General features: G+C 42.7%; 23 protein-coding genes. 15 read left to right on the forward strand and 8 right to left on the reverse strand.

Annotated features, from left to right (window positions below; genetic code table 11):
- Positions 1–18: 18 nt before the first annotated feature.
- From ACPK8D_RS01680 to ACPK8D_RS01690, 3 genes are all read left to right on the forward strand, one after another.
- Positions 19–1,200 carry a cysteine desulfurase gene (locus tag ACPK8D_RS01680; RefSeq protein WP_424716103.1) on the forward strand — a complete coding sequence of 394 codons (1,182 nt, stop codon included), beginning with the start codon at positions 19–21 and terminating at the stop codon, positions 1,198–1,200.
- Positions 1,201–1,747: 547 nt separating this feature from the next.
- Positions 1,748–3,424, forward strand: coding sequence for a type II/IV secretion system ATPase subunit (locus ACPK8D_RS01685; protein WP_424716104.1), 1,677 nt, complete (start codon positions 1,748–1,750; stop codon positions 3,422–3,424).
- Positions 3,425–3,436: 12 nt separating this feature from the next.
- A complete protein-coding gene (locus ACPK8D_RS01690) occupies positions 3,437–5,419 on the forward strand; it encodes a type II secretion system F family protein (RefSeq protein ID WP_424716105.1) in 1,983 nt (660 codons plus the stop codon).
- Positions 5,420–6,189: 770 nt separating this feature from the next.
- Here ACPK8D_RS01690 and ACPK8D_RS01695 read toward each other — a convergent pair.
- A complete protein-coding gene (locus ACPK8D_RS01695; RefSeq protein WP_424716106.1) occupies positions 6,190–6,657 on the reverse strand; it encodes a type IV pilin in 468 nt (155 codons plus the stop codon).
- 1,024 nt (positions 6,658–7,681) lie between these two features.
- A complete protein-coding gene (locus ACPK8D_RS01700) occupies positions 7,682–8,173 on the reverse strand; it encodes a type IV pilin (RefSeq protein ID WP_424716107.1) in 492 nt (163 codons plus the stop codon).
- Between the two features lie 298 nt (positions 8,174–8,471).
- Between ACPK8D_RS01700 and ACPK8D_RS01705 the strand changes: the two genes are divergently transcribed.
- The 5 genes from ACPK8D_RS01705 to fdhD all read left to right on the forward strand — a co-directional run bounded on the left by ACPK8D_RS01705 (position 8,472) and on the right by fdhD (position 13,099).
- The gene (locus ACPK8D_RS01705; RefSeq protein WP_424716108.1) at positions 8,472–9,464 is read left to right on the forward strand and encodes a type IV pilin N-terminal domain-containing protein; all 993 of its coding nucleotides are present in this window, start codon (positions 8,472–8,474) and stop codon (positions 9,462–9,464) included.
- Positions 9,465–9,499: 35 nt separating this feature from the next.
- Positions 9,500–10,579, forward strand: a complete 1,080-nt coding sequence (locus ACPK8D_RS01710) for a hypothetical protein (RefSeq protein ID WP_424716109.1) — start codon at positions 9,500–9,502, stop codon at positions 10,577–10,579.
- Positions 10,580–10,649: 70 nt separating this feature from the next.
- On the forward strand, positions 10,650–11,639 hold the full coding sequence (locus ACPK8D_RS01715) for a DUF7289 family protein (RefSeq protein ID WP_424716110.1): 990 nt from the start codon (positions 10,650–10,652) through the stop codon (positions 11,637–11,639).
- Between the two features lie 120 nt (positions 11,640–11,759).
- Complete coding sequence (locus ACPK8D_RS01720; RefSeq protein ID WP_424716111.1) at positions 11,760–12,236, forward strand: hypothetical protein; 477 nt, start codon at positions 11,760–11,762, stop codon at positions 12,234–12,236.
- A 68-nt stretch (positions 12,237–12,304) separates the two neighbouring features.
- Complete coding sequence (gene fdhD / locus ACPK8D_RS01725) at positions 12,305–13,099, forward strand: formate dehydrogenase accessory sulfurtransferase FdhD (RefSeq protein ID WP_424716112.1); 795 nt, start codon at positions 12,305–12,307, stop codon at positions 13,097–13,099.
- A gap of 46 nt (positions 13,100–13,145) precedes the next feature.
- Here fdhD and ACPK8D_RS01730 read toward each other — a convergent pair whose 3' ends face one another.
- The 5 genes from ACPK8D_RS01730 to ACPK8D_RS01750 all read right to left on the reverse strand — a co-directional run bounded on the left by ACPK8D_RS01730 (position 13,146) and on the right by ACPK8D_RS01750 (position 16,065).
- Positions 13,146–13,721, reverse strand: coding sequence for a flavodoxin family protein (locus ACPK8D_RS01730; RefSeq protein WP_424716113.1), 576 nt, complete (start codon positions 13,719–13,721; stop codon positions 13,146–13,148).
- Between the two features lie 36 nt (positions 13,722–13,757).
- Complete coding sequence (locus tag ACPK8D_RS01735) at positions 13,758–14,285, reverse strand: flavin reductase family protein (RefSeq protein ID WP_424716114.1); 528 nt, start codon at positions 14,283–14,285, stop codon at positions 13,758–13,760.
- A gap of 276 nt (positions 14,286–14,561) precedes the next feature.
- Complete coding sequence (locus tag ACPK8D_RS01740; RefSeq protein WP_424716115.1) at positions 14,562–14,852, reverse strand: putative quinol monooxygenase; 291 nt, start codon at positions 14,850–14,852, stop codon at positions 14,562–14,564.
- Positions 14,853–14,883: 31 nt separating this feature from the next.
- Complete coding sequence (locus ACPK8D_RS01745) at positions 14,884–15,408, reverse strand: nitroreductase family protein (RefSeq protein WP_424716116.1); 525 nt, start codon at positions 15,406–15,408, stop codon at positions 14,884–14,886.
- A gap of 99 nt (positions 15,409–15,507) precedes the next feature.
- Positions 15,508–16,065 (reverse strand): flavodoxin family protein, encoded by a 558-nt coding sequence (locus tag ACPK8D_RS01750; RefSeq protein ID WP_424716117.1) that lies wholly within the window; start codon positions 16,063–16,065, stop codon positions 15,508–15,510.
- A gap of 204 nt (positions 16,066–16,269) precedes the next feature.
- On the opposite strand from ACPK8D_RS01750, the gene ACPK8D_RS01755 reads away from it, so the two are divergent.
- Together ACPK8D_RS01755 and ACPK8D_RS01760 are read left to right on the forward strand one after the other, a co-directional pair.
- Positions 16,270–16,620 carry a winged helix-turn-helix transcriptional regulator gene (locus ACPK8D_RS01755; protein WP_424716118.1) on the forward strand — a complete coding sequence of 117 codons (351 nt, stop codon included), beginning with the start codon at positions 16,270–16,272 and terminating at the stop codon, positions 16,618–16,620.
- Positions 16,621–17,061: 441 nt separating this feature from the next.
- On the forward strand, positions 17,062–19,383 hold the full coding sequence (locus tag ACPK8D_RS01760) for an ATP-dependent DNA helicase (protein WP_424716163.1): 2,322 nt from the start codon (positions 17,062–17,064) through the stop codon (positions 19,381–19,383).
- 158 nt (positions 19,384–19,541) lie between these two features.
- On the opposite strand, the gene ACPK8D_RS01765 is transcribed toward ACPK8D_RS01760, so the two are convergent.
- On the reverse strand, positions 19,542–21,680 hold the full coding sequence (locus ACPK8D_RS01765) for a PKD domain-containing protein (RefSeq protein ID WP_424716119.1): 2,139 nt from the start codon (positions 21,678–21,680) through the stop codon (positions 19,542–19,544).
- An 818-nt stretch (positions 21,681–22,498) separates the two neighbouring features.
- On the opposite strand from ACPK8D_RS01765, the gene ACPK8D_RS01770 reads away from it, so the two are divergent.
- The 5 genes from ACPK8D_RS01770 to ACPK8D_RS01790 all read left to right on the forward strand — a co-directional run bounded on the left by ACPK8D_RS01770 (position 22,499) and on the right by ACPK8D_RS01790 (position 26,618).
- Entirely contained in the window at positions 22,499–22,963 is a 465-nt protein-coding gene (locus ACPK8D_RS01770) for a GerW family sporulation protein (RefSeq protein WP_424716120.1), read from the forward strand.
- Between the two features lie 109 nt (positions 22,964–23,072).
- Positions 23,073–23,927: a DUF2953 domain-containing protein gene (locus ACPK8D_RS01775; protein WP_424716121.1), complete on the forward strand. Its 855-nt coding sequence runs from the start codon at positions 23,073–23,075 to the stop codon at positions 23,925–23,927.
- Positions 23,928–23,961: 34 nt separating this feature from the next.
- On the forward strand, positions 23,962–24,927 hold the full coding sequence (locus ACPK8D_RS01780; protein WP_424716122.1) for a beta-ribofuranosylaminobenzene 5'-phosphate synthase: 966 nt from the start codon (positions 23,962–23,964) through the stop codon (positions 24,925–24,927).
- Positions 24,924–25,934 (forward strand): NOP5/NOP56 family protein, encoded by a 1,011-nt coding sequence (locus tag ACPK8D_RS01785; protein ID WP_424716123.1) that lies wholly within the window; start codon positions 24,924–24,926, stop codon positions 25,932–25,934. Before ACPK8D_RS01780 ends, ACPK8D_RS01785 begins: the two co-directional genes overlap by 4 nt.
- On the forward strand, positions 25,935–26,618 hold the full coding sequence (locus tag ACPK8D_RS01790) for a fibrillarin-like rRNA/tRNA 2'-O-methyltransferase (protein WP_424716124.1): 684 nt from the start codon (positions 25,935–25,937) through the stop codon (positions 26,616–26,618).
- The last annotated feature ends 3 nt before the right edge of the window (positions 26,619–26,621 follow it).

Genomic DNA, 26,621 nt, shown 5'->3' on the forward strand with positions numbered 1-26,621 from the left:
CGATCCTAAAAAAGAAGCATGTACGATGTATATGCGGTCCGTGAAGATTTTCCTGTTTTAAAAGAAGTCGTGTACCTTGACAGCACTGCAACTACTCAGACCCCGATACCTGCAGTTGAAGCTATGGTCGAGTACTTTTACAGGTATGCTGGCAACCACGGGAGAGGAGCACACCGTCTGGCCAGGGAAGCTACAAATCGCTACGAAGATGCGAGGGAGATAGTTGCGCATTTCCTGAATTCGGAACCTTCAAAAACCGTTTTTATGAAAAATACCACTGAGGGAATCAACCTTATTGCAAACAGTTATCCCTGGGAGGCTGGAGACCATATTGTTACCACCCTTCTCGAACACCATTCGAATCTCCTGCCCTGGCTGCGCCTGCAGAAAAAAGGGGTAAACGTTACAGTTGTAAGTCCGGATCGCGAGGGCAAAATCGATATTTCTTCAATAGAGAAAGCCTTTACTGAAAAAACCAGACTGGTTGCCGTAACTCAGGTTTCAAATGTCTTCGGTTCCATCCAGGATGTAAAAAACATCACGAAACTTGCCCACAGAAACGGCATAAAAATCCTGATCGACGGGGCCCAATCCGCAGGACATATGCCGGTCAGCCTTAAAGACCTGGACTGTGACTTTTTTGCAACCGCTGGACATAAAGGCCTGCTTGGACCGCAGGGCACTGGCGTACTTTATATCAAAGAACCGGACGCGCTCGATAGTGCCTCGGTGGGAGGAGGTACGGTTTCGGATGTTGAGGGATATACTTACGTGCTGGAACCTTCTCCTGCCTGTTTTGAAGCTGGCACTCCAAACATTCCGGGAGTCATAGCCTTAGGAAAAGCCGTCGAATATGTGGAAAAAATAGGGGTTTCGGAAATTGAGGCGCATGAAATAAAATTGTCCGGGGAAACTGCAAAAAGACTCTCCGAACTCGAGCATGTAGAAGTCTACGGGCCTGAGGACAGGGCAGGAATAGTACCTTTCAACGTAAGAGGACTTCATGCCCATGATGTTGCCCTGATTCTTGACCAGACCAGAAAAATCTGTGTCAGGAGCGGACATCACTGTGCAATTCCGATTACTCGCTTCCTGAAGGTGGACAGCACCGTAAGAGCTTCTTTTGCACTATATAATACAGAAGAAGAAGTGGACCTGCTGGTAAATGCAGTTGCCGGGCTCAAGGCACTTGTTTCTTAAAAACCCGAGTTTCGCTTCGGGATCACAGAAAATCGGAGATTTTCTGGGAGTTGCGATGTCATCGCAACAGCACGAAACCCTTTTCGCTTCGCTCAAGAGGGCTGAATATAGACAAGAAAACCTGCTCTAATTTGCTGAAGAGGGCTGATTTACGGTCAAAAGAACCGATTTCTCGATCTGCTAAGAGGGCTAATTTATAAAATTATATCTTTTTCGTGTTTTCCGTAGCTTGTTCTTTTGTGAGATTTGCGAAAGAAATAATGTAATTTGCTTTGGAGAGATAGTTCACATCAATACACAATTTTTTCTCAATTGAATTGATGCCTAATTTATGAATTTACTTTTTACATTATAACTAAATTAGTCGAGATTTTTTACTTAAACTAGTGTTCGATCTCGTGAAAAGAGTCTAGAATCAAGAAAAACAGTATGCTTTTCCTGCATTTTAATTAGGATCGATATTAGAGTTAACAAATCTGGGGAACATGTAAAGTTTTTATAAGATGTTGATCCTATATGACCTAAGGAGAAACCTGAAGGCAAGAGTATGGATGAAGTAAAGGAAACACTAGCGAAGAATAAGTTTATTTCGGGGTTATTGGGGAAAAAAGGCGATCATAACTCCATAGCAGAGGTCGTGAAAAAGGCTAAAAGCTATTTCGATAGACCTTTGAGGACTCTCCCAGCTTATGACTCAGAAAAAGAGGGACCTCTTGTATATTTTACAGTACCTGATGGATTCAAAGAAATCGAAAGATACTGGCTTCAGGAACCTTATAGTTTTGTGTCGATCCTGGAAGACCGCAAAACAACATACTACAGGCTTATTGAACCTTCGCTCACGAAGTTTGAGAAAGAGCTCCTTGAGAGGATTTATGAGGATTTTCAGGATATCCTCATTCTGGGGTCTACACATTCCATGTTAGAAAAGGATGCGTTCCTGGTGGATAGAGCTCTCTTTCTTCTTGAACGTTATAAGGCTGACATTTCAAAAGCCGCACTTCTAAAAATTATGTACTATCTTAGAAGAAACCTGCTGGGCTACGAGAAAATCAATCCACTTCTTTATGATTCTTATATAGAAGACATTTCATGCGACGGAGTGGGAGTTCCGCTCTATATCTATCATAACAGATATCTCAATGTTGAAAGTAATATTACTTTTGAAGAAGAGGAACTTGATGCCCTTGTAATCAAGATGTGCCAGTTGAATAATAAGCATGTCTCTGTAAGCCAGCCGATAGTGGACGCGACAATTCAAGACGGCTCAAGGCTTCAAGCGGTTTTAGGGAGAGAAATTACTCCCAGAGGCAGTTCTTTTACTATCCGTAAGTTCAGAAAAGATCCGATGACTCCCATAGACCTGCTTGGCTATAAGACATGCGATCTTGACATGCTTGTATTTTTCTGGATGGCTATCGAAAATGGGCACAACATGCTTTTTGCAGGAGGGACAGCTTCAGGAAAAACGTCTATACTGAATGCTACTTCCCTGTTCATGCCTTCGACAACCAAGATAGTCTCGATCGAAGATACAAGGGAGCTTCTACTCTACCACAATAACTGGATTTCCGGGGTTGCAAGAGAGGGTTTTGCGGCAGACTCTTCAGGAGAAATTACTATGTACGACCTTTTGAGAGCTGCTCTCAGACAGCGCCCAGACTATATCATTGTGGGTGAAGTAAGAGGCAGTGAAGCCCTTACTCTTTTCCAGGCAATGTCAACAGGGCATGCAACAAGTTCAACAATGCATGCAGGAGATGTACAGACCGTTGTAAACAGGCTCACCCACCAGCCAATAAATGTGCCTAATGTCATGCTGCAGTCTCTGAATGTGCTCTGTATTCAGGAGCAGGTGTACATAGACGGAAAAAGAGTTAGAAGAACTCGGAGCCTTGTGGAAGTCCTGAATGTCGATCCTGAAACAGGAGATCTCGGCATAAATGAGCTTTTCAACTGGGAACCTTCAGAGGATTGCTTCATTAGGGTCGGAGATTCTCACATTCTACAGGAGATTATGAATGTAAGAGGATGGGATTCAGGTCAGTTAAGAACTGAGATGGAGAATCGGGGAAAAATCCTGGATTATATGTACCAAAAAAACATAAGAAATTACGTTCAGGTCTCCATTGTAGTCCAGGCATACCAGACTCATCCGAAGATGGTTATGGAAGCTGTAGAAAGTGATACCCTGCAGGATATGATACAGAGTATGGCTGCTTAAAAGAGGGAGAGCATGACTTATACTATTCTGGATGAACTGGCGTACAGGTTTTATGGGGGTTACTTTTTCAAAAATAAACGAAGCTTCCAAGATTTGAAGGTAAAAATACGCTATTCCCATATCTCTATGTCTGTGGATCAGTACCTGGCTTCCGCTTTCTTGTACTCAGTAATTGTGGGAGTTACCGGAGGAGTTTTTGGGTTATGGCTGGGACTGAAAATTTTCGGGGATCCGGTTTCCCGACTTAGCTTTTTCGTGGACCCTGTACGTGCCGACGTTGCAGGCAAATATGTATATCCTCTTGCGATTCTAGCTAGTCTTGTACTGTTTCTTGTAAGTTTTTTTGCCGTATTTCTCACGGCATATATCTATCCTTATTTCCAGGCAAATAACCGGAAAGCCTCTATAGATAAATCCATGCTTCCCTCAATAACTTACATGTATGCCCTGACGAAAGGAGGCATGTCGATTTATGACGTGTTCCGATCTTTGAGCAGGTATACATATATATTTGGCGCAACTGCGGAAGAAATTTCTTACGTTGTAAGAGATATGGACTACCTGGGAAAAGATTTCATTGGTGCCCTTAAAGCTGCCAAGGAACGTACTCCTTCCGAGATTTTTAAAGATTTTGTTGACGGATTAATCATTGTTTCAAGCAGTGGAACTATAACCGAGTACATAAGAAACAAGTCCGAGCAATATCAGGGTACGGCTGTGCTGGCAAACCGAAACCTATTGCAGAGGCTTGACGTGCTTGCCGAGATCTACGTGACCGCACTGGTTGCAGGCCCTCTTTTCGTAATGGTTACCATCGTTGTGATGCAATTTTTCCAGCCGGCTTCAGCTCAGATCCTTTACATGCTTATTTACGTGATACTACCTCTTGCAACCCTGCTTTATTTAGTACTTCTCGATACCGTGGGCGAACTTTCCATTGATCCGAAAAAAGGCGAAATTCGCAGTTTTATGATAAACCTTGCTGATATCCCGGAGATCGATTCCGGACTCAGTGAAGAGAAGGAGCAGAAAAGGAGAAAAACTTACCTGCTATACAGAGAGCTTAACAGGCTCAGAGACATGATGCTTAATCCTTACAGGACTATTCGGGACGAGCCTAGATACACGTTTTTCTTTGGAGTCCCGCTTGGTCTGTATTATCTTTTCCAACTTCCAGAAAACTTTAGAAACAGACTCCTTTCTAATTTCCATCACCTGCACATAAGTTTTGACCATGTTACGGACAGTGCTATAACGCTGATCACGGCTGTTGATGATTATTTTGTGATCTTTATTGTCGTTGCCCTTATTCCGTTTATAATTTTTTATGAAATCAAGGGTTGGCGGATGCGGAAAATTGACGAGAAAATGCCTGACCTTTTGAAAAGCCTTTCCAGCATGAATGAATCCGGGATCAATCTTGCAAACTCGTTAAAAATAATAGCTGAATCCAAAATGGGAGTCCTCAGTAAAGAACTTAAAAAGGTAAAAGAAGACATTTCCTGGGGCACTTCCACATCCAGAGCCCTTATGAATCTTGAGAGAAGCATCAGAACACCTTCTTCAAGCCGAATTCTCCATATTCTCGTAAAAGCAAATGAGTCTACAAGTGACCTCAAAAGCGTACTCTCGATTACTGCTAAACAGGTTAGAAATGACGAGGACATGAAAGTAGAGCGCTCATCAGCAATGGTGGTCTACGTTGTTACGATCTATGTATCCTTTTTCACCTTCCTGTTCATAGTCTATGTCCTGGCTACAAACTTCTTCCCGCAAACGGCTGCGTTCTCAACTTCTTCACAGGGAATGGCTGGAATCGGCGGATATTTTAATGTAGAAGAGTACACCATGCTCATGTTCCATTCATCCCTTGTACAGGCTTTTACGTGCGGAATTGTTGCCGGAAAGATGGGACAGGGTTCTGCGTATCTGGGCCTGAAGTACAGTGTCAGCATGATGATAATAGCTTACGTGGTTTTCACAATGTTTGTTTGAGTCTTGTAGAGAAATTGAGGGATCGATCCGAAGAAGCCCTCGATTTCATTCTTCTTTTTGACTTGAAGGGATAAATAGTTCAAAAGCGCCCCTAATCGAAGTATAAACCTGCATAAAATATACAAAAGCCTGCGAATTGTTTAGAAATTCCGGCCACTTTTATGATCCCCATGAAGGCAAAGACTAACCTCAGCCGATCCCTGTACAGTATTTCCTTTTTCTAAAACGGGGTTCTGAGGCTAACGGTTGATATTATTCCCGAGGGGCTAAATAGCATTTAGGGCGTTTCTTTTCCCGCGCCTTTGCCCGGCTGGAACTAGGCAGCTTCTATTAAATGGAGATAGAAACCCCAGCCGCGCTGGAGATATCGAAGATCAAAATATCAACTCTTTATAGTGGACAACACAAAAAGCAAAAGTTTTTACATTGACGCTGCAAAACCGCCGAAAAAAATCGTCATTTTCAAAACAGTATTCACAAAAGCTCATAAAACCAAAATTTAAATTAATTAGTTTGGATATTCCAGTAAAAAAAAATACATGAAAACTTGATCTTAAAATTGGATTCATTAGAGCTTTTAATAGTGATAATAGTTCTGTAAAAGTCTATGCTTGAGAGTTTTAATTCTTGATACATTTTTTGGGTGACATAATCCATATAATATTAATAAAAACCATACAAAGAGACTAAATAGGGAAAAAAATTCAAGATAGAAGCAAATTGAGTAAAGAAAGAGAAAAAGCACCTTAATCAGGTGCTTAAATTTGTTTTTAGAATCTTACATCCTTGTCGCAAATAAGCTGACTGGTTGCTACATCGATGAATTTGATATTGACAGTATCACCAGACTTAACGTTAGGAGTCTTAGTCGAATCCATGGCTGTCAACGGCAGTGTCTTTACATCACCAACGCTCATAGTATTAAGGCTCGTAGCACCAATCTCAACAGCGTCAGCACCTTCAAGGGAAGCCATAACTTTTGTTTGTTTGTCTGTCTCGAAATGAATAGAATCTCCGCCAAGATGCTCTATTTTTACAGATACTGGAGCAGGAGTAGCAGTAGTAGTACTAGCTGATTTAATATCGAGGTTTGTCTGCGGTGCGGATTGTGCAGTTCCCTGTCCAAAGACGGCAGATCCAATTGCGGCAGCGAGGATGACGGTTATTGCAACCATCAGAATGACACCGATAACCGGGGAAACTGCTTTATTATTCATAATCAATTTCTTGAAATCCATATATTTCTCCCTCCAGATCAAAGGTATTTGGACAGGAAAGCCTGCCAGATACTTTAAACACTAAAATGCATAATCAAACTATTTTTAATTTTTTAACGTTATGCTATCTTATTCTTCGTTTCTATTTAAATTTTTGCTCAATGTTTTAAAATATTGTTTGTGCCTACTGATTGACTTTTTTCATCAAGGCATTTAGTCGCAGTCGGGCTTTAATAATTTTTGTACATTGTATTAATATTCAAAAACTCAGCCATATTTATTAATCTCCATAAAGGCAAAGACTACAATCCCAGACAACACCATACAGTATTTTCCCTTTTCCAAAAAACATGTTCTGCAGCTAAACGGTTGATATCATTCCCGAGTAACCTGAATAGCATCTTTCGCTCGTTCTTTTCCCGGGCAGATGCACGGCTGGAGCCAATCGGCTTCGATTAAATGAAGATAAAAAACTTAACCGCAGTCAACGCAGAAAATATTTGCACATAAACAAGAAAGATAACTGTGAATGACGCTTGAAAGTGCGGTTAATTATTGAGTTGCCTATAATCCCAGACAAAAGTTGAACAACCTACAGCCCGGAAAACACGGAAGAAAGGAGGTATTGGCGCAGAAACTTTTGTGCTTCCCGTATTTTCCGTGGTTAATGTGTCCTGATTGAGTTCTTCTATGCCCTTCGTGGTTAAATCTAGAGTGAGTTAGAACCACTGAAAGCACAGGAAACACAGAATAAAGGAAATGAGGGCACAGAGATTTCCGTGCTTTCCCTGTTTTCCATGGTTATAGGGTCTGATTGGATTTTTCCTGCACGTCTGTGTTTTTCGTAGTTATAAAACATGTAGTGATTTAAGTGTAAATATTTACTTTTTAAACTATAATTAGTTTTTAAAAGTGTAATTACTTGAGTTTACTATAGAAGTAATTCTGTAAAAGTCCGTGCCTGAAGATAACAAGAAAATTCCTGAAAAAAGCAACTGAATAAAAGAAAGAGGAAAGCACCTTATTGAGGTGCTTAAATTCCTGTTTAGAACCTTACATTTTTGTCACAGATGAGCTGATTGGTTTTTACATCGATAATTTTGATATTGACAGTATCACCAGAACTAATGTAATCAGTAGTACCAGTATCCGTAAGCTGAGCACTAGACGATGTAACCAACTTGAGTGTCTGAACATCACCAACATCTAAGGGATCAGTAAGACTACTAACGTCAAGCGTTTTAGAATTTCCATCATTAACAGATGCCACAACTTTTGTTCCGGATGCAAAATTAATTGTGTCTCCGCCAAGGTGCTCGATTTTTATAGATGCTACATTACCAGTATAACTAGTAGCAGCGCCGATACCGGCTTGTTGAATATCTAGATTCGCCTGTGGTGCGGATTCGGCAGTTCCCTGTCCAAAGACGGAAGATCCGATTGCTGCGGCGAGGATGACGGTTATTGCAACCATCAGGATAACACCGATAACCGGGGAAACTGCTTTATTATTCATAAACAATTTCTTAAAATCCATATGTTTCTCCCTCCTGGTTAAATGTATTCGGACAGGACAGCCTGCCAGATACCTTTAACACCTGAAATGCATAGTTAACATTCTTTAATTTTTTACTTCATATCATCCTACTTTTCATAAGTATATAAATTTTTGCTGAATGTGATATAGGATTGTTTACTCTGACTTATTGATTTATTTCAGCAAGATATCTATTAGCAGTTCTACTTTAATAATTTTTCTCAGACAGTCAGGTTAATATTCAATTAGAAACAGTTTAGAAAGTTGATAATTAAATTTTTAGAAGGTGATTTTTATCGTGCAGGGTAAAAAGTTCAGGGCACTTGGCAAGAACTGCCAGGCAGTTTCAGAGGTATATGGGCAACTACTCATGATAAGTATAGTCGTTATAGCCCTTTCTGGAGTAGCCATGGCCGTTTTTTCCGATGGGGGAGCTGTGAAGCCGGAACATACTCCGAATACAGACCTGCGTGAAAATCTCAATATAACTACCAACTACGTGTATATCACACATAGCGGAGGAGAAACCATTGATCTGTCAGCAATCAAAATAGCAATCTACGTCGAAGGACAGCCGATTCCTAAGTCTCCGTTTGACAGTTCTACCTTCACAGTCAAAAAATTGGATCCTAATGCCCCTGATTCCAGTAAAAATATTTTCATGCTTGGGGATTGCATTGCAATTGATACTGGTTACGACCTCAAGAGTAGTCAAGACATAGACATGTTCTTTGTGGACATACCATCTCAGCAGGTGATCCAGAAAGCAGTGCTTCAGAACGGTAACAGGGAAAGTAACTTCCCTTACTGGATTACTCCTCACCCTTATGGGAGTATATATGATAACTCTACAAAAGAATGGCTGCCCACCGAGCTGGTTGACGGAATCGGTGACAACATACAGACGGATTGTCAGATGTATAAAGACCAATGGTCTAGTGAAAATTTCACTTTTGGTATAGATGAATATGGATTGGACCTTAAAAATCCGTTAACAAAAGTCCTTTTAAAAATAGTATATACAGCACACGACTTCAGCCAAAAAGACTTGACGCTTGAAATTAACGATAAAAACCCGGATCAATGGATAATTGTTGCTGGGCCTGGCATGCCTCTATATAAAGACACGACTACTTGCGATGAGGAGTTGTATCCAATCGATATTACAAGTCATGTAGGTACAGTCGAAGAACTTAGAAATCTTACAGTCAGATTTTCAGCATTTGGTAAGGCAGCCAGTGACAATAAAATTGGCTGGGTTGATTTTATTGGTATTCACGTGGAGAGCTAACTCGATAAGGAGTTAAAGCCAGGGGGTTGAGATAAATGAGAAATTACGATGAAAGCAGGTCCAGATCAGGAAAAAAGATTTTTTCCAATTCTGAATCTGCAACAGCAACTGTTATTGGGGCAGTAATGCTGCTAGGAATCATATTTTCGGTATTAACTATCCTATGGGTAGAATGTATCCCGGATTGGAAAAACGATGCCGAATACTCTCATATGGATGATGTATGGGAAGATATGGCAGAACTTAAGTCAAGAATAGATGTGATGTCAATCGTCCTGGCTTCAAACTCATATTTCTCCCCTCTTGATGATATGTATTCAAATTCCTCTCCTATTAATCCCCTATATTCAAATTATGCAGTCCCCAAGTTTGTAACGAGTGTGTCTTTCCATATGGGCGGCGGAGACATTCCATATATAGGCTCAATGAAGTCCAGTGGGACTCTTGCTGTAAACAAGGGTAAATGCGTGATGAGCATAATAGTAAATCCTGATACCGTTCCTAAAGTCATATCTCTCGATTGTGGCACTGTTACTTACACTTCTCAGAATAATCACTATGTGGATCAGGTTTTCAGTTATGAAAACGGAGCCGTGATCCTTAACCAGAACGAGCAGTCAGTTATGATGCTCTATCCTTCGATCCACTTCTCCAATGTATCAACCAGTGGACATCACGAATATAATGTTTCGATAAACACGGTAAGTGTCTGTCAGGATCCCCATGCTCCCCTTGAAATGATTTCTTCAAATAGCGAGGGCTCCCTCCGCCTTACAGGAATTAATTACAAATCACTATTTGATAGTGAGAGAGGTGACCTGGGCTATGATAGTAAGACTGGCGAATTGGTGAGCGTAGACAAGTTTATACTGATAATTACTTCAAACTATCCAGAGACTTGGATGCAGTATTTTAATAACACGATGGAAGATTCAAAAATAGGCTCGGAAAAATACAACGTTGAAAGGCTGACTGGTAACAATGTGCGTTTTACTTTCACTGTAACACCAGAAACAAGCACAGGAAAAGATAAAAAGCCTTCAAATCCTGACATCCTGAGGCTGTATGTAAGTGAGACCGAGGTCAAGGCCGAGCCCGGAATCGGCTTAAGCTGAGATAAATTTGAAGGTAAAATAGAATAAAAACTTAAGAATAAATAAAAGTCACAACTCAAGGGTCTGGAAAATGCTCCCTAAAATCATTATGACAAGAAAAGAGACTGGAGATAGGAAAGAGGGTGGCATGTCCCGTTTTTCAAAGTCTGAATCTGCTGCTGCAACAGCTCTCGCAGCAGTGTTGCTCTTAGCTCTCGTATTTACAATGATTGCAGTAGTCAAGCTTGAATATGTTCCTGATTGGAAAAACGCCGCTGAAAGGGACCATATGTATAATACATTGGATGACATGGCGGGAGTGAAAACAAATATCGATATACTTTCCAGGCTCACGAAATTAAACAATTATTCGAGTCATAATATTTCGGTAAATGTGCCAGTTGATATGGGGGGAGGGCAAATCCCTTTTTTAGAGCCTTCGAAATCGGATGGAAAATTTGAAGTGAATACCGAAAGGTATGCAATGACAATAGTACCGCGCAGTCCTTCCCAAACGATAAAGCCTTATACTCTTGAGTGTGGAGGAGTCACCTGCTACTCTGAAAACAGGCAGTATCCGGATCAGATCTTCAGGTATGAAAACGGAGCCTTGATTCTTGCTAACGATAAAGGCTCGGTGATAAGGCAGCCGCCTACATTCACTATAATAAAAAACGAAACTAACAACAATTGCACAGTCATAATTCAGGCAGTTCAACTTTCAGGCAAGCGTGATTCTATTTCCTCAAATACTATCATTCCACTTAAACTAACAGGATACACAACAGAATCTGTGTACGATAGCAATAATTCAAGTATAAGTATCAACGCCTTTAACCTGACAATTGCTACAAGGTATCCGGGCGCGTGGATTGCATATTTCAATAAAATTGCGCAAGATAAAAACCTCACAGATGGAGAAGATTATACTGTCCAATATCTGAATGGTTCCGGCCATGTGCGATTCTCTTTCCTGCCCAATAGCACCAAGACCCTTGAAAGGTTCTATATAAGTAAAGCCACAATAGGTGCCGAACTTGGAACCGTAAGTAATTTCACAGGACTTACGCAGTTGAACTGAGAAATCAATAGCATTAAACCTCCAGCTGTTTAAAACACTAAACCAGTCACAACCCCGAAGTTGCTTGATATTGTACTTCAAGTGCGTAAGTCCTATTTCAGTTATGATCACAGCACAGATGTGATTGGAAATATGAAGAAATTATATTATTTTAATACAGTTTCTGTTACAGGAGTAAACTTATCTGCACTGATGGACTATGGCTCAGGAGTGAATATTTCAACACAAAGCACAGGAGAACCTTTTGGTACATATTCGTTCTCTAACTATTATCCCTACAATCTTAACAGTCCACTAAACTTAACATTTGGATTTAATAACTCCACAAAACTCGAACCTTACCCACCTAATTCAGTTACATTGATAATGATTTATCAACCTACATTTAATAGTCCATCATATCAGAGTATGACTATCGCAGGTAAAGCGCTTCCAATAATGACCGGTAATAGTCAAAATACCTGGTATTTATACAACCAGACTACCAATATATCAATAAGCGATCCATCAAACCTTACATTCAATCTAAAAATTAACTCGGCAAGTGGAAATGGAAAAAACATAAACATCGACTACCTTGCAGTCTACCTTAGCTGACGGAAAAGAAAAAGGCATATGGGTACATATGTTCGCCATACACTGAAAAAGCGAGAAAACAGATCCATATGCCTGAAAAATACACAATTTCTTACCCTGCGAAAAGAATCCATTCTGACGGCAGGGCCGAAGATGTTAAAGTGCTGCTCGCAAGGGAATGCCCTGTTAAACTTTTTCTCGACGGAAATTTCTTTACGACCCTTTTCGCCTCTCCACTCGAACTGAAAGAGCTTGCAGTCGGCCACCTTATCACAGAAGGAGTTGTAAGTTTCAGGGAAATTGAAAACGTTGAGATAGAAGGCGGCGAAGTTCATATCCTGACCCGAAAGGATAAACCGGCCCTCAGCACCAGAACCGCCGAGGAAGCCGGAGAAGCTGAAAAAGAAGAAAAGGCCAGCAGAGGAATTTTTGTTGATTCTGGCTCCGTTTTTGAGTCGCAAGCCGTCTTTGCAGGTATAGAATACCTTGAATCTGAAACCTACAAACTAACCAGAGGGACCCACCTGGCAGCCCTGATAGACAGAAAAGGAAAACTCGCAATCCAGATTGTCGATATCGGGAGGCACAACGCCATAGACAAAGCCATAGGAGCTGCCCTTCTCAAGGGCTTCGACCTCTCACAACATTATATGCTCTCCACAGGCAGGCAGCCCGCCTATATGGTCACAAAAGCAGCAAGGGCAGGAATACCTCTTATCGCCACCAAAGCCATGCCCTTCGACTCAGGCGTTGAAGCCGCAAAAAAAGCAAATATATGCCTTATAGGCCAGCTTAGAAAAGAATCAATGCTCATCTTCGCCAGCGAGTGGCGGGTCACAACCCTTTTCAAAAAAGGCTTGACCGAAAATCCCAACTCTTTTTAAGAAGGGTCCCGTCTCCCGAGACGGGATTCGGGCGGCTGGCTCTAACTTATGCGTTTAGCTTCTTCAGTAACCAGGCCATATTCTGACCCAGGGTCTGCATTGTCCGAATGCCTTCTTCGTCTTTTTCAACATCCCCTTCGACAAGCCCGATTCCCATATTCCAGTAGCTTGATCCCGGGATTATCATCTGGGAAATTGTGAAAAAATGGTTGATGGAGTCAAAAACATGAATCGATCCCGCCCTTCTTACTGCAACGACTGCTGCTCCTACTTTATACCTGAACATTTCACTGTTGGCTTTAGCAACGAAACCTGCCCTGTCGATCAGGGCTTTAAGTTCGGGAGTCAGGTCTGCAAAATAGGTGGGTGAAGCCAGGATTATCCCATCGGCTTCGAGCATCTTTTCAATGCATTCGTTGACTATATCTTTGTCAATTACGCATTTTTTGTCTTTGCTCTCATGACATTTCCCGCAGGCTATGCAGCCGTGAATGCTCTTTCCTCCAACCTGCACGGTTTCGGTCTCTATTCCTTCCTTTTCAAGTTCTGCGAGAACGTGCTTTATAAGAGCAGCCGTATTCCCTTCCTTTCTAGGACTTCCATTAAACGCAACAACTTTCATTTCTACACTCCTCACGTGCACTATTTTTATTTCTTCTCATTCATTCCCTTTCAGGCTTTTTCCTATATTCCAGGCAGCTCCGGCATAGTCTCCCACAGTCCAATAACTGTTGTCAGGCATGGTAAGGAGCAGGGGTTCCATTTTCTTGATGTCGGGCTTCCCCTGGGTGAGATAACTTTCTTCGGAATAAGCGGCAACAATTTCCCCCACGAAAAAGTAATTTGTTGGAAATTCCAGGCTTTCGGCCAGCCTGCACTCAAGGTTCAGGGTGCACTCTTTGATCATAGGCGCTGTTTCTAATTCCCCGTAGAATACCCCAAACAGCTCTGACTTGTCAATCTTCTCTCCGGAAACAAGCCCACAGTAATCGGTTTCCCGAACCATTTCAGCACAGGGAAAATTGAGGCTGAAACTCCTGTTTTCCTTTATACCATGCGGCGTATAATGGGATTTGTGGACTCCCACTCCAATCATGGGAGGGTTTGCATTTACGCGGCTGACCCAGCCAAGGGCCATAAAATTAGCTTTTCCTTTAACGTTAGCCCCTAGAAGGGTTACTGGCATGGGATAGACGAATATGTTGTTATTAATCTTGATTTTCTCTGTCGTGGCTACTTTCCCCCTTCCGACTTACGTATTCACTATTGTATCGAGCCTGATACTGCTCTTTCTGAAAAGTGCTCGGGAGTAGAATTCAAGGAATGAAACAGATAAACCACACCCGGATAAATTGTAGCCAGATAACTCAGAGCCAGGTAAAGCGCAATCTGTAATTCACAGTTGAATAACCACAGCTGAATAAATCATACTGGAAAATCATAGCTAGATAAACCAGGTAAATCACAGTGTTTTTCTGTATATATTAACCTCAGTTTCTTTTTCAAGATATTCTGAAAACAAAGGAAAGATTTCCTTAAAATGATTGGAGTTTAAGTGTTGGTCCAAGCTTTTTTCATCTTTCCACTCTTCTAAGAACGTCAGGACTCCTGAATCCTCCATTTCCTGATATAGCCCATATTCTATGCAGCCTTCTTCTTTTAATGTTGCTTCAATAAGGTTTTTACACAACCCCATGAATTCCTGAGCCTTCGCAGGTTTGACGTAATTTTTTGCAACCACTCTTATTGTCAATAAATCACCAGCTTCTTAACAAAATATGGCTTCATTCTCCCTTCAGGCCGTACCTGTTGTGATAAACTTTCTCTTCTCTGTACCGGTTCTCAGGTTCGGGTTTCTGGTCAGGATAACCTACCGGTACAAAAGCCAGAGGAATTACATGTTCAGGCAGTCCCAGGGCTTTTTGAAAACCTTCAACCCGGTCCTTTACAGGATAAATTCCGGTCCAAACTGCCCCAAGCCCGGCAGCATGAGCTGCAAGCAGGAGGTTCTGGGTAGCTGCTGAGCAGTCCTGAACCCAGTATCCGGGAGCCTTTTCAAGCGTTATATCTCCACAGACCAGGATTGCAAGAGGAGCTTCCCTGCACATGCCCGCGTAGGGACTGAACGTGGGAATCTCATCAAGGAGTCTCCTATCATCGATAACAATGAAGACCCAGGGCTGGGCATTGACTGCAGACGGAGCGCTCATGGCAGCCTGGAGCATTTCGGTAACAAGCTCTTGCGGAACCGGCCGGTCTGTGTATTTTCGAATGCTTCTCCGAGTGTGAATTGCTTCAAGAGTATCCATACGAGTGCCTCCTTTCTTCTTTTTAGAAAAAAGATGGGTGTAGAAGTCCGTGGACTTCGTTCTCAGTATTTCTTTCAGGATTTCTTTCTTTATTCTTCCTTACGTGAACAGATTAAAGCCTGTGTTTTTCGCTTTTTCCATAAGCTCAATATTCTCTTTTACTTCTCCAGGAGCGTGATAGCCAACCCCTACAAGGGTATCCTTTACGTCCATACACATGAAGCTGGAAATTTGCCCTTTGAACTCCTCATAGACCCCTTTGAAAGCTGCCGGATCAGGAGCTCCCTGAGTTCCTATAATCACGGCTTTCTTCCCGGCAGGGAGGCGGGGTGAGAAGTCCGCGTTTATAAGGGAATAACAGCGGTCAAGGAAGAGCCGCATCTGGCCTGTAAACTGCCCAAAGTAAATCGGAGAACCGAAAATAACTCCGTCCGCTAATGCAAGCTCATCGAATACTTCCATAAGGTCATCTTCAAGCTTGCATCTGTCGTGGCTCTTACAATAGTCGCAGGCCTGGCAGCCTCTATAGTTCATCTCGTTGAGAATAAATGTCCGGGTTTCGGCACCCGCTTCGGCTGCGCCTTCCAGGACCTGCTGAACAAGAATATTCGTATTTCCATTCTTTCGGGGACTTCCAACAATACCTATAACTTTCATTTTATTCATCCTCTAATTTCTTAAAATGAATCTTACCTGAGTTTAGTTTCTCTTGAACTTACACCGGATTAATTTTTGAACTTATGCCGGATTCTTCTTTTTTAAGTAGACGTATTTATTTAATATCTAATTTGCAGCAACTATACTTATATACTATACATACAATCCGGATACTAACTAACAAAATGGATACTATGTGAGCATATGGCAAGTGAGATACGGAACAATAAGCACTACCAGTGTCCTGTGGAAGCAACCCTGGAGGTAATCGGAGGCAAATGGAAACCTATTATCCTCTGGCAGTTGAGGACAGAAAAACTGCGTTTTTCAGGGTTGCAGCAAAGCATGCAGGGTATTTCCCCCAAAATGCTTACGAAACAGCTCAGGGAACTTGAGGAAGATGGGCTTATTCTCAGGGAGGTCTATCCCGAGATTCCACCTAAAGTTGAATACTCTCTAACCGAATTCGGAAAGACCGTGCTTCCGGTCCTGGACGCTCTTTGCAAATGGGGAAATGAGTACCTTGGAAGAGAATGTGCACTGGATAAGCTATAACTCCCTGGCAGAAAATGAATAACGATTAGAAAAATAATCCATGAATAAGAATAGACTGAGAATAAAGGTAGATTAATAATTAAGAGTAGATCCCGATAAACACCAGTTATTCAACAGGTAGTTTTCTGCTCCGGGTTCATGTGGGTTTTCGGGGTAATCTCCGAAAAGTTTTAAAGTGACAAACGCCCACGCAACAAGTAAAAGTAAATCCTGTTTCTGTATCTCAAGGTTAGTATAGGATTCTGCTTTTATCCGGAATATATAACAAATTCGAATATACTCACACTAAGCGAATTTAGAATATTTACAACACTTCTCTAACATTACTTCTTTGATAATATCCAGAAACATTTAAAAATTTTGACAGTCCAATCCCTGAATGATGGACAGGTAAGAAAGTCACCGAGAACATCGAAAATCGGAGAGTACCAGGTTAAACGTATGACGCAGAAGAACGGATATATGCGGTATTTTACAAAACAAAGTTGCTATCCTAACCAGGCAGAAGCCATGGAGAAAATTCATTCGGCTCTCCTGCAGGAGAAAATCGTGCTCTTTGAGGGGGCTTGCGGGACAGGCAAGACTTTGAGTGCACTTGCTCCGGCATTGAGTGTGGGGAAAAAACTCAATAAGGTCGTTATTATAGTCACCAATGTCCATCAGCAGATGGTTCAGTTTATAACCGAGGCAAGAGAAATCTCCCAGGGCAACGATATAAAAACAATCGTATTTAAGGGCAAAACGTCGATGTGTCCTGAAAACCTCGATTACGAAGAATGCAAGCTCAAAGGGGAAAACACCTACGATCTCCTTGACCTTGAGCGGGAAGTTTCTTCAAAAGAAAAAGAGCTCAAGGATGCCTATGAAAAATACAAAAGGACAAAAGATCCTTCCCTGTACGGCCTGAGAAACGAGCTTGAAAAAGAACTCAATGAAGCCAGGAAAAAAACTCAGGCTTTGAGAAACAATTCCTGCCCAAAGCTTTATGAAGTCCTGAAGTTTGAAGGAAATGAATTTTCCACCTGGCTCTTTTCCGATGTGAGAAGTCCGGAAGACGTACTGGAATATGCAGAAGACCGGGATATGTGCGGGTATGAGTTGCTTAAAAAAGAACTCAAAAATACCGAACTTCTAATCTGCAATTTTCATCACGTACTCAGTGCCGAAATTTTCATGACTCTGCTTAAATGGCTTGAACGCGACCCTGAAGATATTATCCTGATTTTTGACGAGGCACATAATATTGAAGCATCTGCCCGTTCCCATTCTTCAATAATGCTCTCGGAACTTACTATTGAAAAAGCCCTTTCGGAAGTAGGCGAGACTCCCGAACCTGAAAATTCCCCTCTCTTCAGGGCAGGAGCTAGCTCAGGAGGGGGCATTCCTCTTGACCAGGACTATGCGGCCCGGCTATATGCGAAAAAGCTGTTTACCTGCCTCCTGGGCTCCCTGAGGGATACATATGACTCAAAATTGAAATTCGGGGAAAAGAACAGGCTTGGAAAGAACTGGCAGGATATTCAGATAAGTGACCCTTATGAGCGCCTTGACATCCTGAAAGCCCGCTTCTTGCGGGACGCAATAAAGGAAGGTTTTGGGGATGAGGAAAAGGTGCTGACCCGGCTGCGGGATATTGGCGAGTTCGGAGGAAGGCTGGAAGAGATTTATGCGGAAAATTACAAGAAAGGGCTTCTTTCCGTTCCGAAACGTTCCCAGATCCGGTACGTTGCCGATTTTCTATCCTCTTACCTTGTGCTTTCGGACAGGCAGAATTATTACCCGATCGTCAACGTGCGCAGGGATTTCAAAAGCGATAGGGTAGCCGGCAGGATTGAACTCTTCACGTGCATCCCTAAAAACGTGACCCAGCCTTTGCTTGATTCTGTTTATACGGCAGTGCTTATGTCGGCTACACTCCGGCCCTTTGAAATGATAAAATCCACACTTGGCGTTTCAAGGGAAGTGGAAGAAATTTCCTACGGCACGACCTTTCCCAGGGAAAGAAGGCTTACACTTGCGGTTTCGGTCCCGCCCCTTTTTGCAAAAAATCGGGACAGCCACGAGACGCTTGAGAACCTGAAAGAAGCCCTGCTTGCAGCTACTGTAGCATCAGCCGGAAACGTAATTATCTATTTCCAGAGCTATGCTGAAGCGCTCCGCTATACCAAACTCCTTGAGCCTGAGCTTTCTATTCCTATTTTTCTTGATGAGACAGGGGTTTCAGCCCAGGAAATCCGGGAGGAGTTTTTCAGAATAGGGGAGCAGGGAGGAAAAGCCGTACTTATAACCTATATCTGGGGGACATTGAGTGAAGGCGTTGACTTCAGGGATTCGAGAGGCAGGACAGTAATTGTGGTTGGAGTGGGATATCCGGCCCTAAACGACCGTATCAAAGCTGTCGAGTCTGCATATGATACGATTTTCGGCTGTGGCGAAGGCTGGGAGTTTGCGGTTCAGGTGCCGACAATCCGGAAGGTCAGACAGGCAATGGGCAGGGTAGTACGTTCTCCGGAAGATTTTGGGGTGAGGATTCTCCTCGATTCCCGTTATCAGGGTTCCCAGGTGCGTAGACTCGGCAAATTTTCGGTTTTTGACTATTTCCCGCCTGAAGAAAAGAGAGAGTTCATTGATATTGCGCCCAGGGATGTGGGAAGTCTCGTGGAGGAGTTTTTTGCACAGGTAACAGGTAATCCGGAAAAAACGGAGCCTGAGTCCCCGGCTTCAAGTCGGGTGGATCTCGGGAGCCTTGCTGAAAAGCTTTGAAACCCTTTGAGCTGAATATTCTAAAACGTAGACTGTTAATCTGGAAACTGACATTGTTATCGGATAAAAAAGAGTTGCCTGTCGTTCATATTTGAACTTCAGGCATTAAATTGTTTATTAAACAGATTTTTTGCAACCTTGTTTTATAAAGCTTTTACTTATGTTATTTTTATATAATTGGCTCTTGTTTTCATAGCAGTGCCGGCCGCATTACTTGCACTAAGCGTTACCGAATAGGTTCCTGCTTTTGAATATGTGTGTCTTGGTTTCTGTACTGTTGAATACGTTCCATCCCCAAAATTCCAGTTCCATTCAGTAGGTGTGTTTGTACTTGCGTCTGTAAAAGTGATGGTTAGAGGAGCCGTTCCTGAGGTTCGTGACCCCCAGAAGCTTACAACAGGTATAGTTGCATTCGTTGTACTGTTTGCTGTCACTTTTATGTAACCGGATTTCGTTGTCGTGTTATTACCTGCAGAGTTGCTTACCGTAAGCGCTACAGTGTAATCCCCGGCTGTCGAATAAGTATGGACAGGGTTCTGGACGGCTGAACTAGTTCCGTCTCCAAAATTCCAGTTCCACGCATTAGGTGTTCCTGTACTGCTGTCAGTAAAGGTCACACTAAGAGGCGTATTTCCAGAAGTCGGGGATGCCGAAAACGCAGCAGTCGGTGTCTGCAAAGACGCTGCTGTCACTTTTATATAATTGGCTCTTGTCTTCGTAGCAGTGCCGGCCGCATTACTTGCACTAAGTGTTACCGAATAGGTTCCTGCATTTGAATAAGTGTGCCTTGGTTTCTGTACTGTTGAATACGTTCCGTCCCCAAAGTTCCAATTCCATGCAGTAGGTGTGTTTGTACTTGCGTCGGTAAACGTGATGGTTAGAGGAGCCGTTCCTGAGGTTCGTGACCCCCAGAAGCTTACAACAGGTATAGTTGCATTCGTTGTACTGTTCGCTGTCACTTTTATGTACCCGGATTTCGTTATCGTGTTATTACCTGCAGAGTTGCTTACCGTAAGCGCTACAGTGTAATCCCCGGCTGTCGAATAGGTGTGGGCAGGGTTCTGGACGGCTGAACTAGTCCCATCCCCGAAATTCCAGTTCCATACTGCAGGTGTGTTTGTACTCGCATCAGTAAAACTCACACTTAGGGGTACGTTTCCCGAAGTAGGGGATGCCGAAAACTCAGCAACCGGGACCTGCGAAGTTGTTCCCTGGACTTTTATATACTCGGCTTTTGTTGTCGTGTTACTTCCCTGAGCATTCGTTGCCGTAAGGGTCACGGTGTAATTTCCTGCACTTGAATAAGTGTGTACAGGATTCTGTTGTGTAGAATTTGTTCCGTCTCCAAAACTCCATACCCATGAAGTTGGTGCGCCTGTACTTTTATCAGTAAAACCGGCATTCAAAGGTGCAATTCCTGAGGTGACATTACTGCTGAAGTCTGTAACAGGGAGTATTGGAGCAGATCCAGGAGTTACAAGAGGCAGGTAATCCGAGTAGATGCTGCCTGTTATACTAGTATAAGCGGAATCGGAAATTCCGTCTCCATCTCTGTCCACTGCAGTTTGTGAAAATCCTGTGCCATCAGGTTTTCCCCAGAAGTTGCCTCCGATATATGGCCCACCAACAATATTAGTACCTGCTGTTTTTGCAGTGCTGTAGGAGTTTCCTTGCCCGCTTCGAATGGTCATATTAACGTTATTGAAGTAATTATCGTAAATGCGGTTTTTGTCGCTCAGGCCGCAAATAAAGAAACCGAAAACACTGTTACTTTGAACAGTGTTACTTGAGATAGTGTTCTCGTCAGATGTGCCTAAGTAAACTCCCCTCTGATTATCCGAAGCCGTGTTTCCAGAGATGGTATTGCCTGTGGAACCTTGAAGCGCAATCCCGTATTCTCCACTATTGGCAGCATTATTCCTTGATATTGTGATCCCACTGGACTTAAGGAGATAAATCCCACGCGAGTTATTCAAAAGTTTATTGTTCTCAATTATACAGTTACTGCATGAGGACAGATTAATTCCTGCATAGCTGCTGCTTGCTCCAATAATCTTGAATCCATTGATTTTTATATTACTTCCTTGCAGAAGGAGCACATTAGTGCCTTTACTCCTGGCTTTAATTATCGTATCATCAGGGTTTCCAGATTCTGAACGGATTGTAAGATTACTTTTGCTTACTTTGAGACTTTCGGTATATGTTCCGGGTTTTACGGTTATCACGTCGCCTGAACCCGAATTATTAACAGCGTTTTGTATCGAATTTCCTGGCTGGACAATAATCTCAGCCGCCATTCCGATACCCGATATTAATACTAAAATGAGAAAAGCTACTAGTAAAGTGGTTAATTTATTTATTCAAATTCCTCCTCCATTAAAAGAAGTTTTGGGCGAGACTTCTACTATTATTAAATAAAACCTATACCGGATGCCCATATGAATGCACAAATGTAAGGATATGTGCTTATTCAAAGAATTTATTTGCAGGTAGTAAAATTCTTTAGCTAAATCAATTTAATGAACTGAGAATTAAAATATAAAACAATATAAATGTGCTGATTTTAAATAATACTCAAATCTCACGATTATTATGTACTGATTTCTTAAGTTATTTTGCCTGTAAACAGATAATTCAGGTTATTAACTTGATTTAACTCCTTTCTTTCCTTTTCAACTTCTGAAATCGTCTTAGTTAATTAACTGCTGATCGTCTTTAAAATCAGCAGTAACTGCCTGCATAGATGGAAAGCGATTTCCATTATGTTTCCGGAAATTGAACTGACAATTGGAAAAGGAAGAAAATAATGAGAAAAACCGAGTATAAAATATAAGATCAAGAAATGAAATTTCTCTGAAATATCTTTAAAGTCTCCGAGTACACAAATAAAATGAAAAATCAGACCTCAAAAAGAAAAAGTAGCTTTTAAAAGGAATTAGATACGTTCCTGAAATTGAAACTGCCTTTAAATCCGTCGATGCAGGATTAGTTAAATATGATTAACTCCGAACTTAATTTATCTAGTATTTGTTTAAATTAGATTGGAAATAAAAAATTATAGAAAACCTTTATTATCCTTATAGACAAACAATATACAAAAAAAGGGGATGGAACGTTGGGTGTAGAAGACACTATTAAAGAAATTGCATGCGAACTTGAGAGAATCGCGACTACCAAAACCGTAGTAGGAGACCCTATTACTGCTGCCGGGAAAACAATTATTCCAATTTCAAGAATTAGTTTGGGTTTCGGAGCAGGTGGAGGGGAGGGCAAGAAAGATACTGAATCCGGATACGGAGGCGGCGGCGGCGCAGGTGCGAAGATAGAGCCTGTGGCATTCATTATGCTTTCCGAAGAAGAAGCCAGAATCTTCCGAATCTCTGAGCGAGGCGATGCCGGATCAATCCTTAATGCGATTCCTGATCTTGTGCCGGAAATTATGGACAAGCTCAAAGGCATGAGAGGCAAGAAAAAAGAAGAAAAATTCCAGGAAACGGTAGTTAAAGAAAAAGAAGTTCCGGAAAAGGAAACCGTAGAAGGAACCGAAGTCAAGATTGAAGAAGGGGGATGCTTCCACTAAACTTTCTGGAATTTAAACCCTTTCAAGGGATTTTTTCCAGGGACCGGAACTAACAAATCTGGGCTTTCAGGATAGTCAGGACTATCCTTTTCTCCCAAACCTGTTTAATATGTTGGTAATCTCTCTTCTCCTGCTGGTTTTTCTGTTTATTTTATTTCTGCTTTCTACAGCAATAGGCCTCACTTTCAAGCTTAAGGCTCTAAGTCTGGAAGATAAGAAAGAATTCAGAGGCCTATTCACTGTAAAATGGCTGCTCTTCTCCCATACCTTTTCAGTCGAGGGATCCGGGGAAGGAGAGAGCCCTCTTGAAGGACCTGAGGAACCGAAAAAGGGTGAAACAATAAAAGAAGAGCAAAGTGAAATCGGTCTGGAGGAAACTGAAAAGACACGAACCACTGCAGAGGTACAGAATAGGGCTGAAGCGAAAAGAAAAAGAGAGATTGAAGAAAGAAGGCTAGAAGAAAAAGAAATAGAAATAAGTGAGAGTAAAGAAAAAAGAGGCATAATTGAAAGGATAAGGGGAAAAAAGGAGCCTGAAACTGAAAAAGCTCCGGAAACCGGGATGACCACCAGAGAAAAACTTCACTGGGGTCTGGAAGCATACCGATCCCTCAGAAAACCTTTGTATCGTCTATTTTCCGATTTGCTGAAAGGAATCAAAATTAAGCGTCTGGAATCCTGCGTGACTTTCGGCCTTTCCGATCCGGCAGACACGGGCGTGCTTTGTGGGTTTATACATTCGGTTGCGGGACTGGCCTACAGCCGGTGCAGTCGCTGCAGTTTTTCCATTAACCCTGTATTCATGAATCCGATTCTGGATTTCCGGGGGAAGATGGAGATCCGGGTAAGGATATATTCTCTGGTTTTTCCAATGCTTAAATTCATGTTTAACAGGAAAACTTTATCTTTTACTTATTCGATCATTAAGGAAAAAGTTTGGGGGAAATGGAAGTTTCACTCCTAAGCTTTATGAATAGGTAATGAGGATACAGATAAACATGATTAAAGTAGTGTCTCCATCCAGACTGCATCTTACCCTGATAGACCTCAATGCAGAGCTAGGCAGGGTCGATGGGGGAGCAGGGATAACCCTGGAATCTCCCGGCCTGGAAATTTCTGCAACTGAAGCTGATACTATCGAAGTCATCGGTGATCCTCTTCTCGCAGGCAAAATGCGAAAAGCTGCACAGGCTCTTCTCCCGGCAGGAAAAGGAATAAAGCTCCATATAGATGATAGCCTTCCCGATCATGTAGGGCTCGGTTCCGGGACTCAGGCTGCGCTGTCAGCAGCAGCAGCCGTAAACAGAATCTACGGACTTGGAAAAAGTGTTCGGGAACTTGCAGTTGCGGTCGGCAGGGGCGGCACTTCCGGAATCGGAGTTGCGGCTTTTGAAAACGGTGGTTTTATTCTGGATGCGGGGCATAAATTCAAGGATAAAGGTGCATTTTCCCCTTCTGCGGCCAGCCATGTACCTCCAGGCCCTGTTCTTTTCAGAAAAAACTTCCCTGATTGGCCTATTGTCCTTGCAATTCCTAACGGTAAAGGGGCTCATGATGCTGAAGAAGTAGATCTTTTTAAAAAGTTTTGCCCAATTCCCCTTGCCGAAGTTCAGGAAATTTGCCATGTAATCCTTATGCAGTTGCTCCCTGCACTTGTGGAGGAAGACCTTGAAAGTTTCGGCAGGGCGATTAACCACTTTCAGACTGTAGGCTTTAAGAGAAGGGAAGTCGAACTTCAATCGCAGCCGGTTCTGGATATCATGAATTACATGCGCGACAACGGCGCAAGCGGCTCAGGTATCAGTTCTTTCGGGCCGGTAGTTTACGGAATTGTCGGAAGTGCCAGAGAAGGCAAAAAACTCCAGCAAGAAGTCCAGCGCATGCTTGATGAGTCCCTTGGCGGGAAAGCCCTGCTCACAAAGGCAAGGAACCGGGGTGCGGAGATCTTCGGGGGCCCGGATTGAAAATCAATACCTGGTTTGGCGTTCTTGAGACAGGCAGGGCCGGAGAAATTCTGGAATCCAGGCTTTTTTCAAAAGACGTTCGGGAACTTGCCCTGAATTCTCTTTCTCTAAGGGACAGCAGGTCGAACCTTCCTCCTGAAGGCTTTGACCTCAAAGCCGCGGCTATAGAGTGTGGTTTTACAGAATCCCCTGCCGAATATTACTCTCTTTTACACGAAGTTACTCTGGAGGCTGCAAAACTTCAGGTCTCAGGCGCTCTCACTCCTGACCAGCGAATTATTCAGGCTGTAGAAGCCCTGGACGATATCAATGAAACAACAAATTCCCTCTCGGAAAGGCTTTCTGAATGGTATGGAGGCTATTTCCCGGAAAGCGGGTTAGGCGGAGAAGACCTTGCACTTTTTATTGTAAAATACGGTTCCCGTGAAAATGTCGGTTCTGAAAGCCCGCTTTATTCAAAAGCCAGAAATTCAATGGGTGCAAAGCTTGAACCTGCAGATGAAGTACTTCTTAAAGGTTTCGCAGAAAGCGTACGCAGCCTCTATGAGCGGAGGCGGCAGACCGAAGCTTATATTGAGAACAGCATGGAGCTGGTCGCACCCAACCTGAAACTTATTGCAGGCCCAATGCTCGGGGCAAGATTGATAAGCCTGGCAGGAAGCCTGGAAAAACTTGCTGAATTTCCCTCAAGCACCGTTCAGGTTATAGGAGCCAGCAAAGCTCTTTTCAAGCATCTCAGGGCTCGGGCCCCATCTCCGAAACATGGGGTCATCTACAGCCATCCTTTAATAAATACCGCTCCCTGGTGGGTAAGGGGAAAAATAGCAAGAGCCGTTGCATCCAAGCTTTCCCTTGCTGTGCGCATTGATTTCTATTCAGGGAAAAAAGATCCCTCTCTTACGGAAAAACTTGAAACAAAGGTCCTGCAGATCAGGACTTTGAATCCGAGGCCTCCTCAAAAAAGACAGGAAAGCGGGGCAAAGACAAAGAAAAAGAGGAGGAAATGAATGCCTGAAGTCAAAAAGCTGTCAGATGGGATCTTTGAAGTTATAAAAGATAAAAAACAGCTTGCTACAAAGAATTTTGATCCCGGCAAAACCGTTTATGGAGAAAAGCTGATCCCGGTTGAAGGGATTGAGTACAGGACATGGGACCCTCGCAGGAGCAAACTCGGAGCCATGATCCTGAAAAAATTCAATATTCCCCTTACGGAGAATTCGAAGGTGCTTTACCTGGGGGCGGCTTCAGGCACAACGGTCAGCCATGTCTCTGATATCGTTTCGGAAGGTGCAGTTTATGCCGTTGAGTTTGCCCCGAGAAGCATGAGAGACCTTATAGGACTCGCATCAAGGCGAAAAAACATCCACCCGATTCTGGCTGATGCGGGAAAACCGGACAGTTACTCTCATCTCGTTGAGCCTGTGGACATTATTTTCCAGGACGTTGCACAGCCCAACCAGGCTGAAATAGCTGCAAGGAACGCTGTCCGCTTTTTGAAAAAGGACGGATACCTTCTGCTCTCCATAAAAGCGCGGAGTATTGATACTGCAGCAAACCCCAGAGAGGTGTTTAAGGAAGAAGTAAGAAAACTCGAACAGGCTTTTGAGCCAGGATTCGAGATTCTTAATGCAAAGGACCTGATGCCCTATCATGAAGATCACCTTGGGGTTTTGGCAAGGTTTAAAAAATAATTT

Origin of the sequence: Methanosarcina sp. (assembly GCF_049706645.1) — an archaeon.
In the GTDB taxonomy this organism is placed as follows: Archaea; Halobacteriota; Methanosarcinia; order Methanosarcinales; family Methanosarcinaceae; genus Methanosarcina.

Excerpts from the sequence above, each read along its gene's own strand:
- ACPK8D_RS01680 (WP_424716103.1), top strand. The coding sequence starts at position 19 with ATGTACGATGTATATGCGGTCCGTGAAGATTTTCCTGTTTTAAAAGAA.
- ACPK8D_RS01685 (WP_424716104.1), top strand. The coding sequence starts at position 1,748 with ATGGATGAAGTAAAGGAAACACTAGCGAAGAATAAGTTTATTTCGGGG.
- ACPK8D_RS01690 (WP_424716105.1), top strand. The coding sequence starts at position 3,437 with ATGACTTATACTATTCTGGATGAACTGGCGTACAGGTTTTATGGGGGT.
- ACPK8D_RS01695 (WP_424716106.1), bottom strand. The coding sequence starts at position 6,657 with ATGGATTTCAAGAAATTGATTATGAATAATAAAGCAGTTTCCCCGGTT.
- ACPK8D_RS01700 (WP_424716107.1), bottom strand. The coding sequence starts at position 8,173 with ATGGATTTTAAGAAATTGTTTATGAATAATAAAGCAGTTTCCCCGGTT.
- ACPK8D_RS01710 (WP_424716109.1), top strand. The coding sequence starts at position 9,500 with ATGAGAAATTACGATGAAAGCAGGTCCAGATCAGGAAAAAAGATTTTT.
- ACPK8D_RS01715 (WP_424716110.1), top strand. The coding sequence starts at position 10,650 with ATGCTCCCTAAAATCATTATGACAAGAAAAGAGACTGGAGATAGGAAA.
- fdhD (WP_424716112.1), top strand. The coding sequence starts at position 12,305 with ATGCCTGAAAAATACACAATTTCTTACCCTGCGAAAAGAATCCATTCT.
- ACPK8D_RS01730 (WP_424716113.1), bottom strand. The coding sequence starts at position 13,721 with ATGAAAGTTGTTGCGTTTAATGGAAGTCCTAGAAAGGAAGGGAATACG.
- ACPK8D_RS01735 (WP_424716114.1), bottom strand. The coding sequence starts at position 14,285 with ATGCCAGTAACCCTTCTAGGGGCTAACGTTAAAGGAAAAGCTAATTTT.
- ACPK8D_RS01745 (WP_424716116.1), bottom strand. The coding sequence starts at position 15,408 with ATGGATACTCTTGAAGCAATTCACACTCGGAGAAGCATTCGAAAATAC.
- ACPK8D_RS01750 (WP_424716117.1), bottom strand. The coding sequence starts at position 16,065 with ATGAAAGTTATAGGTATTGTTGGAAGTCCCCGAAAGAATGGAAATACG.
- ACPK8D_RS01755 (WP_424716118.1), top strand. The coding sequence starts at position 16,270 with ATGGCAAGTGAGATACGGAACAATAAGCACTACCAGTGTCCTGTGGAA.
- ACPK8D_RS01760 (WP_424716163.1), top strand. The coding sequence starts at position 17,062 with ATGACGCAGAAGAACGGATATATGCGGTATTTTACAAAACAAAGTTGC.
- ACPK8D_RS01765 (WP_424716119.1), bottom strand. The coding sequence starts at position 21,680 with ATGGCGGCTGAGATTATTGTCCAGCCAGGAAATTCGATACAAAACGCT.
- ACPK8D_RS01775 (WP_424716121.1), top strand. The coding sequence starts at position 23,073 with ATGTTGGTAATCTCTCTTCTCCTGCTGGTTTTTCTGTTTATTTTATTT.
- ACPK8D_RS01780 (WP_424716122.1), top strand. The coding sequence starts at position 23,962 with ATGATTAAAGTAGTGTCTCCATCCAGACTGCATCTTACCCTGATAGAC.
- ACPK8D_RS01790 (WP_424716124.1), top strand. The coding sequence starts at position 25,935 with ATGCCTGAAGTCAAAAAGCTGTCAGATGGGATCTTTGAAGTTATAAAA.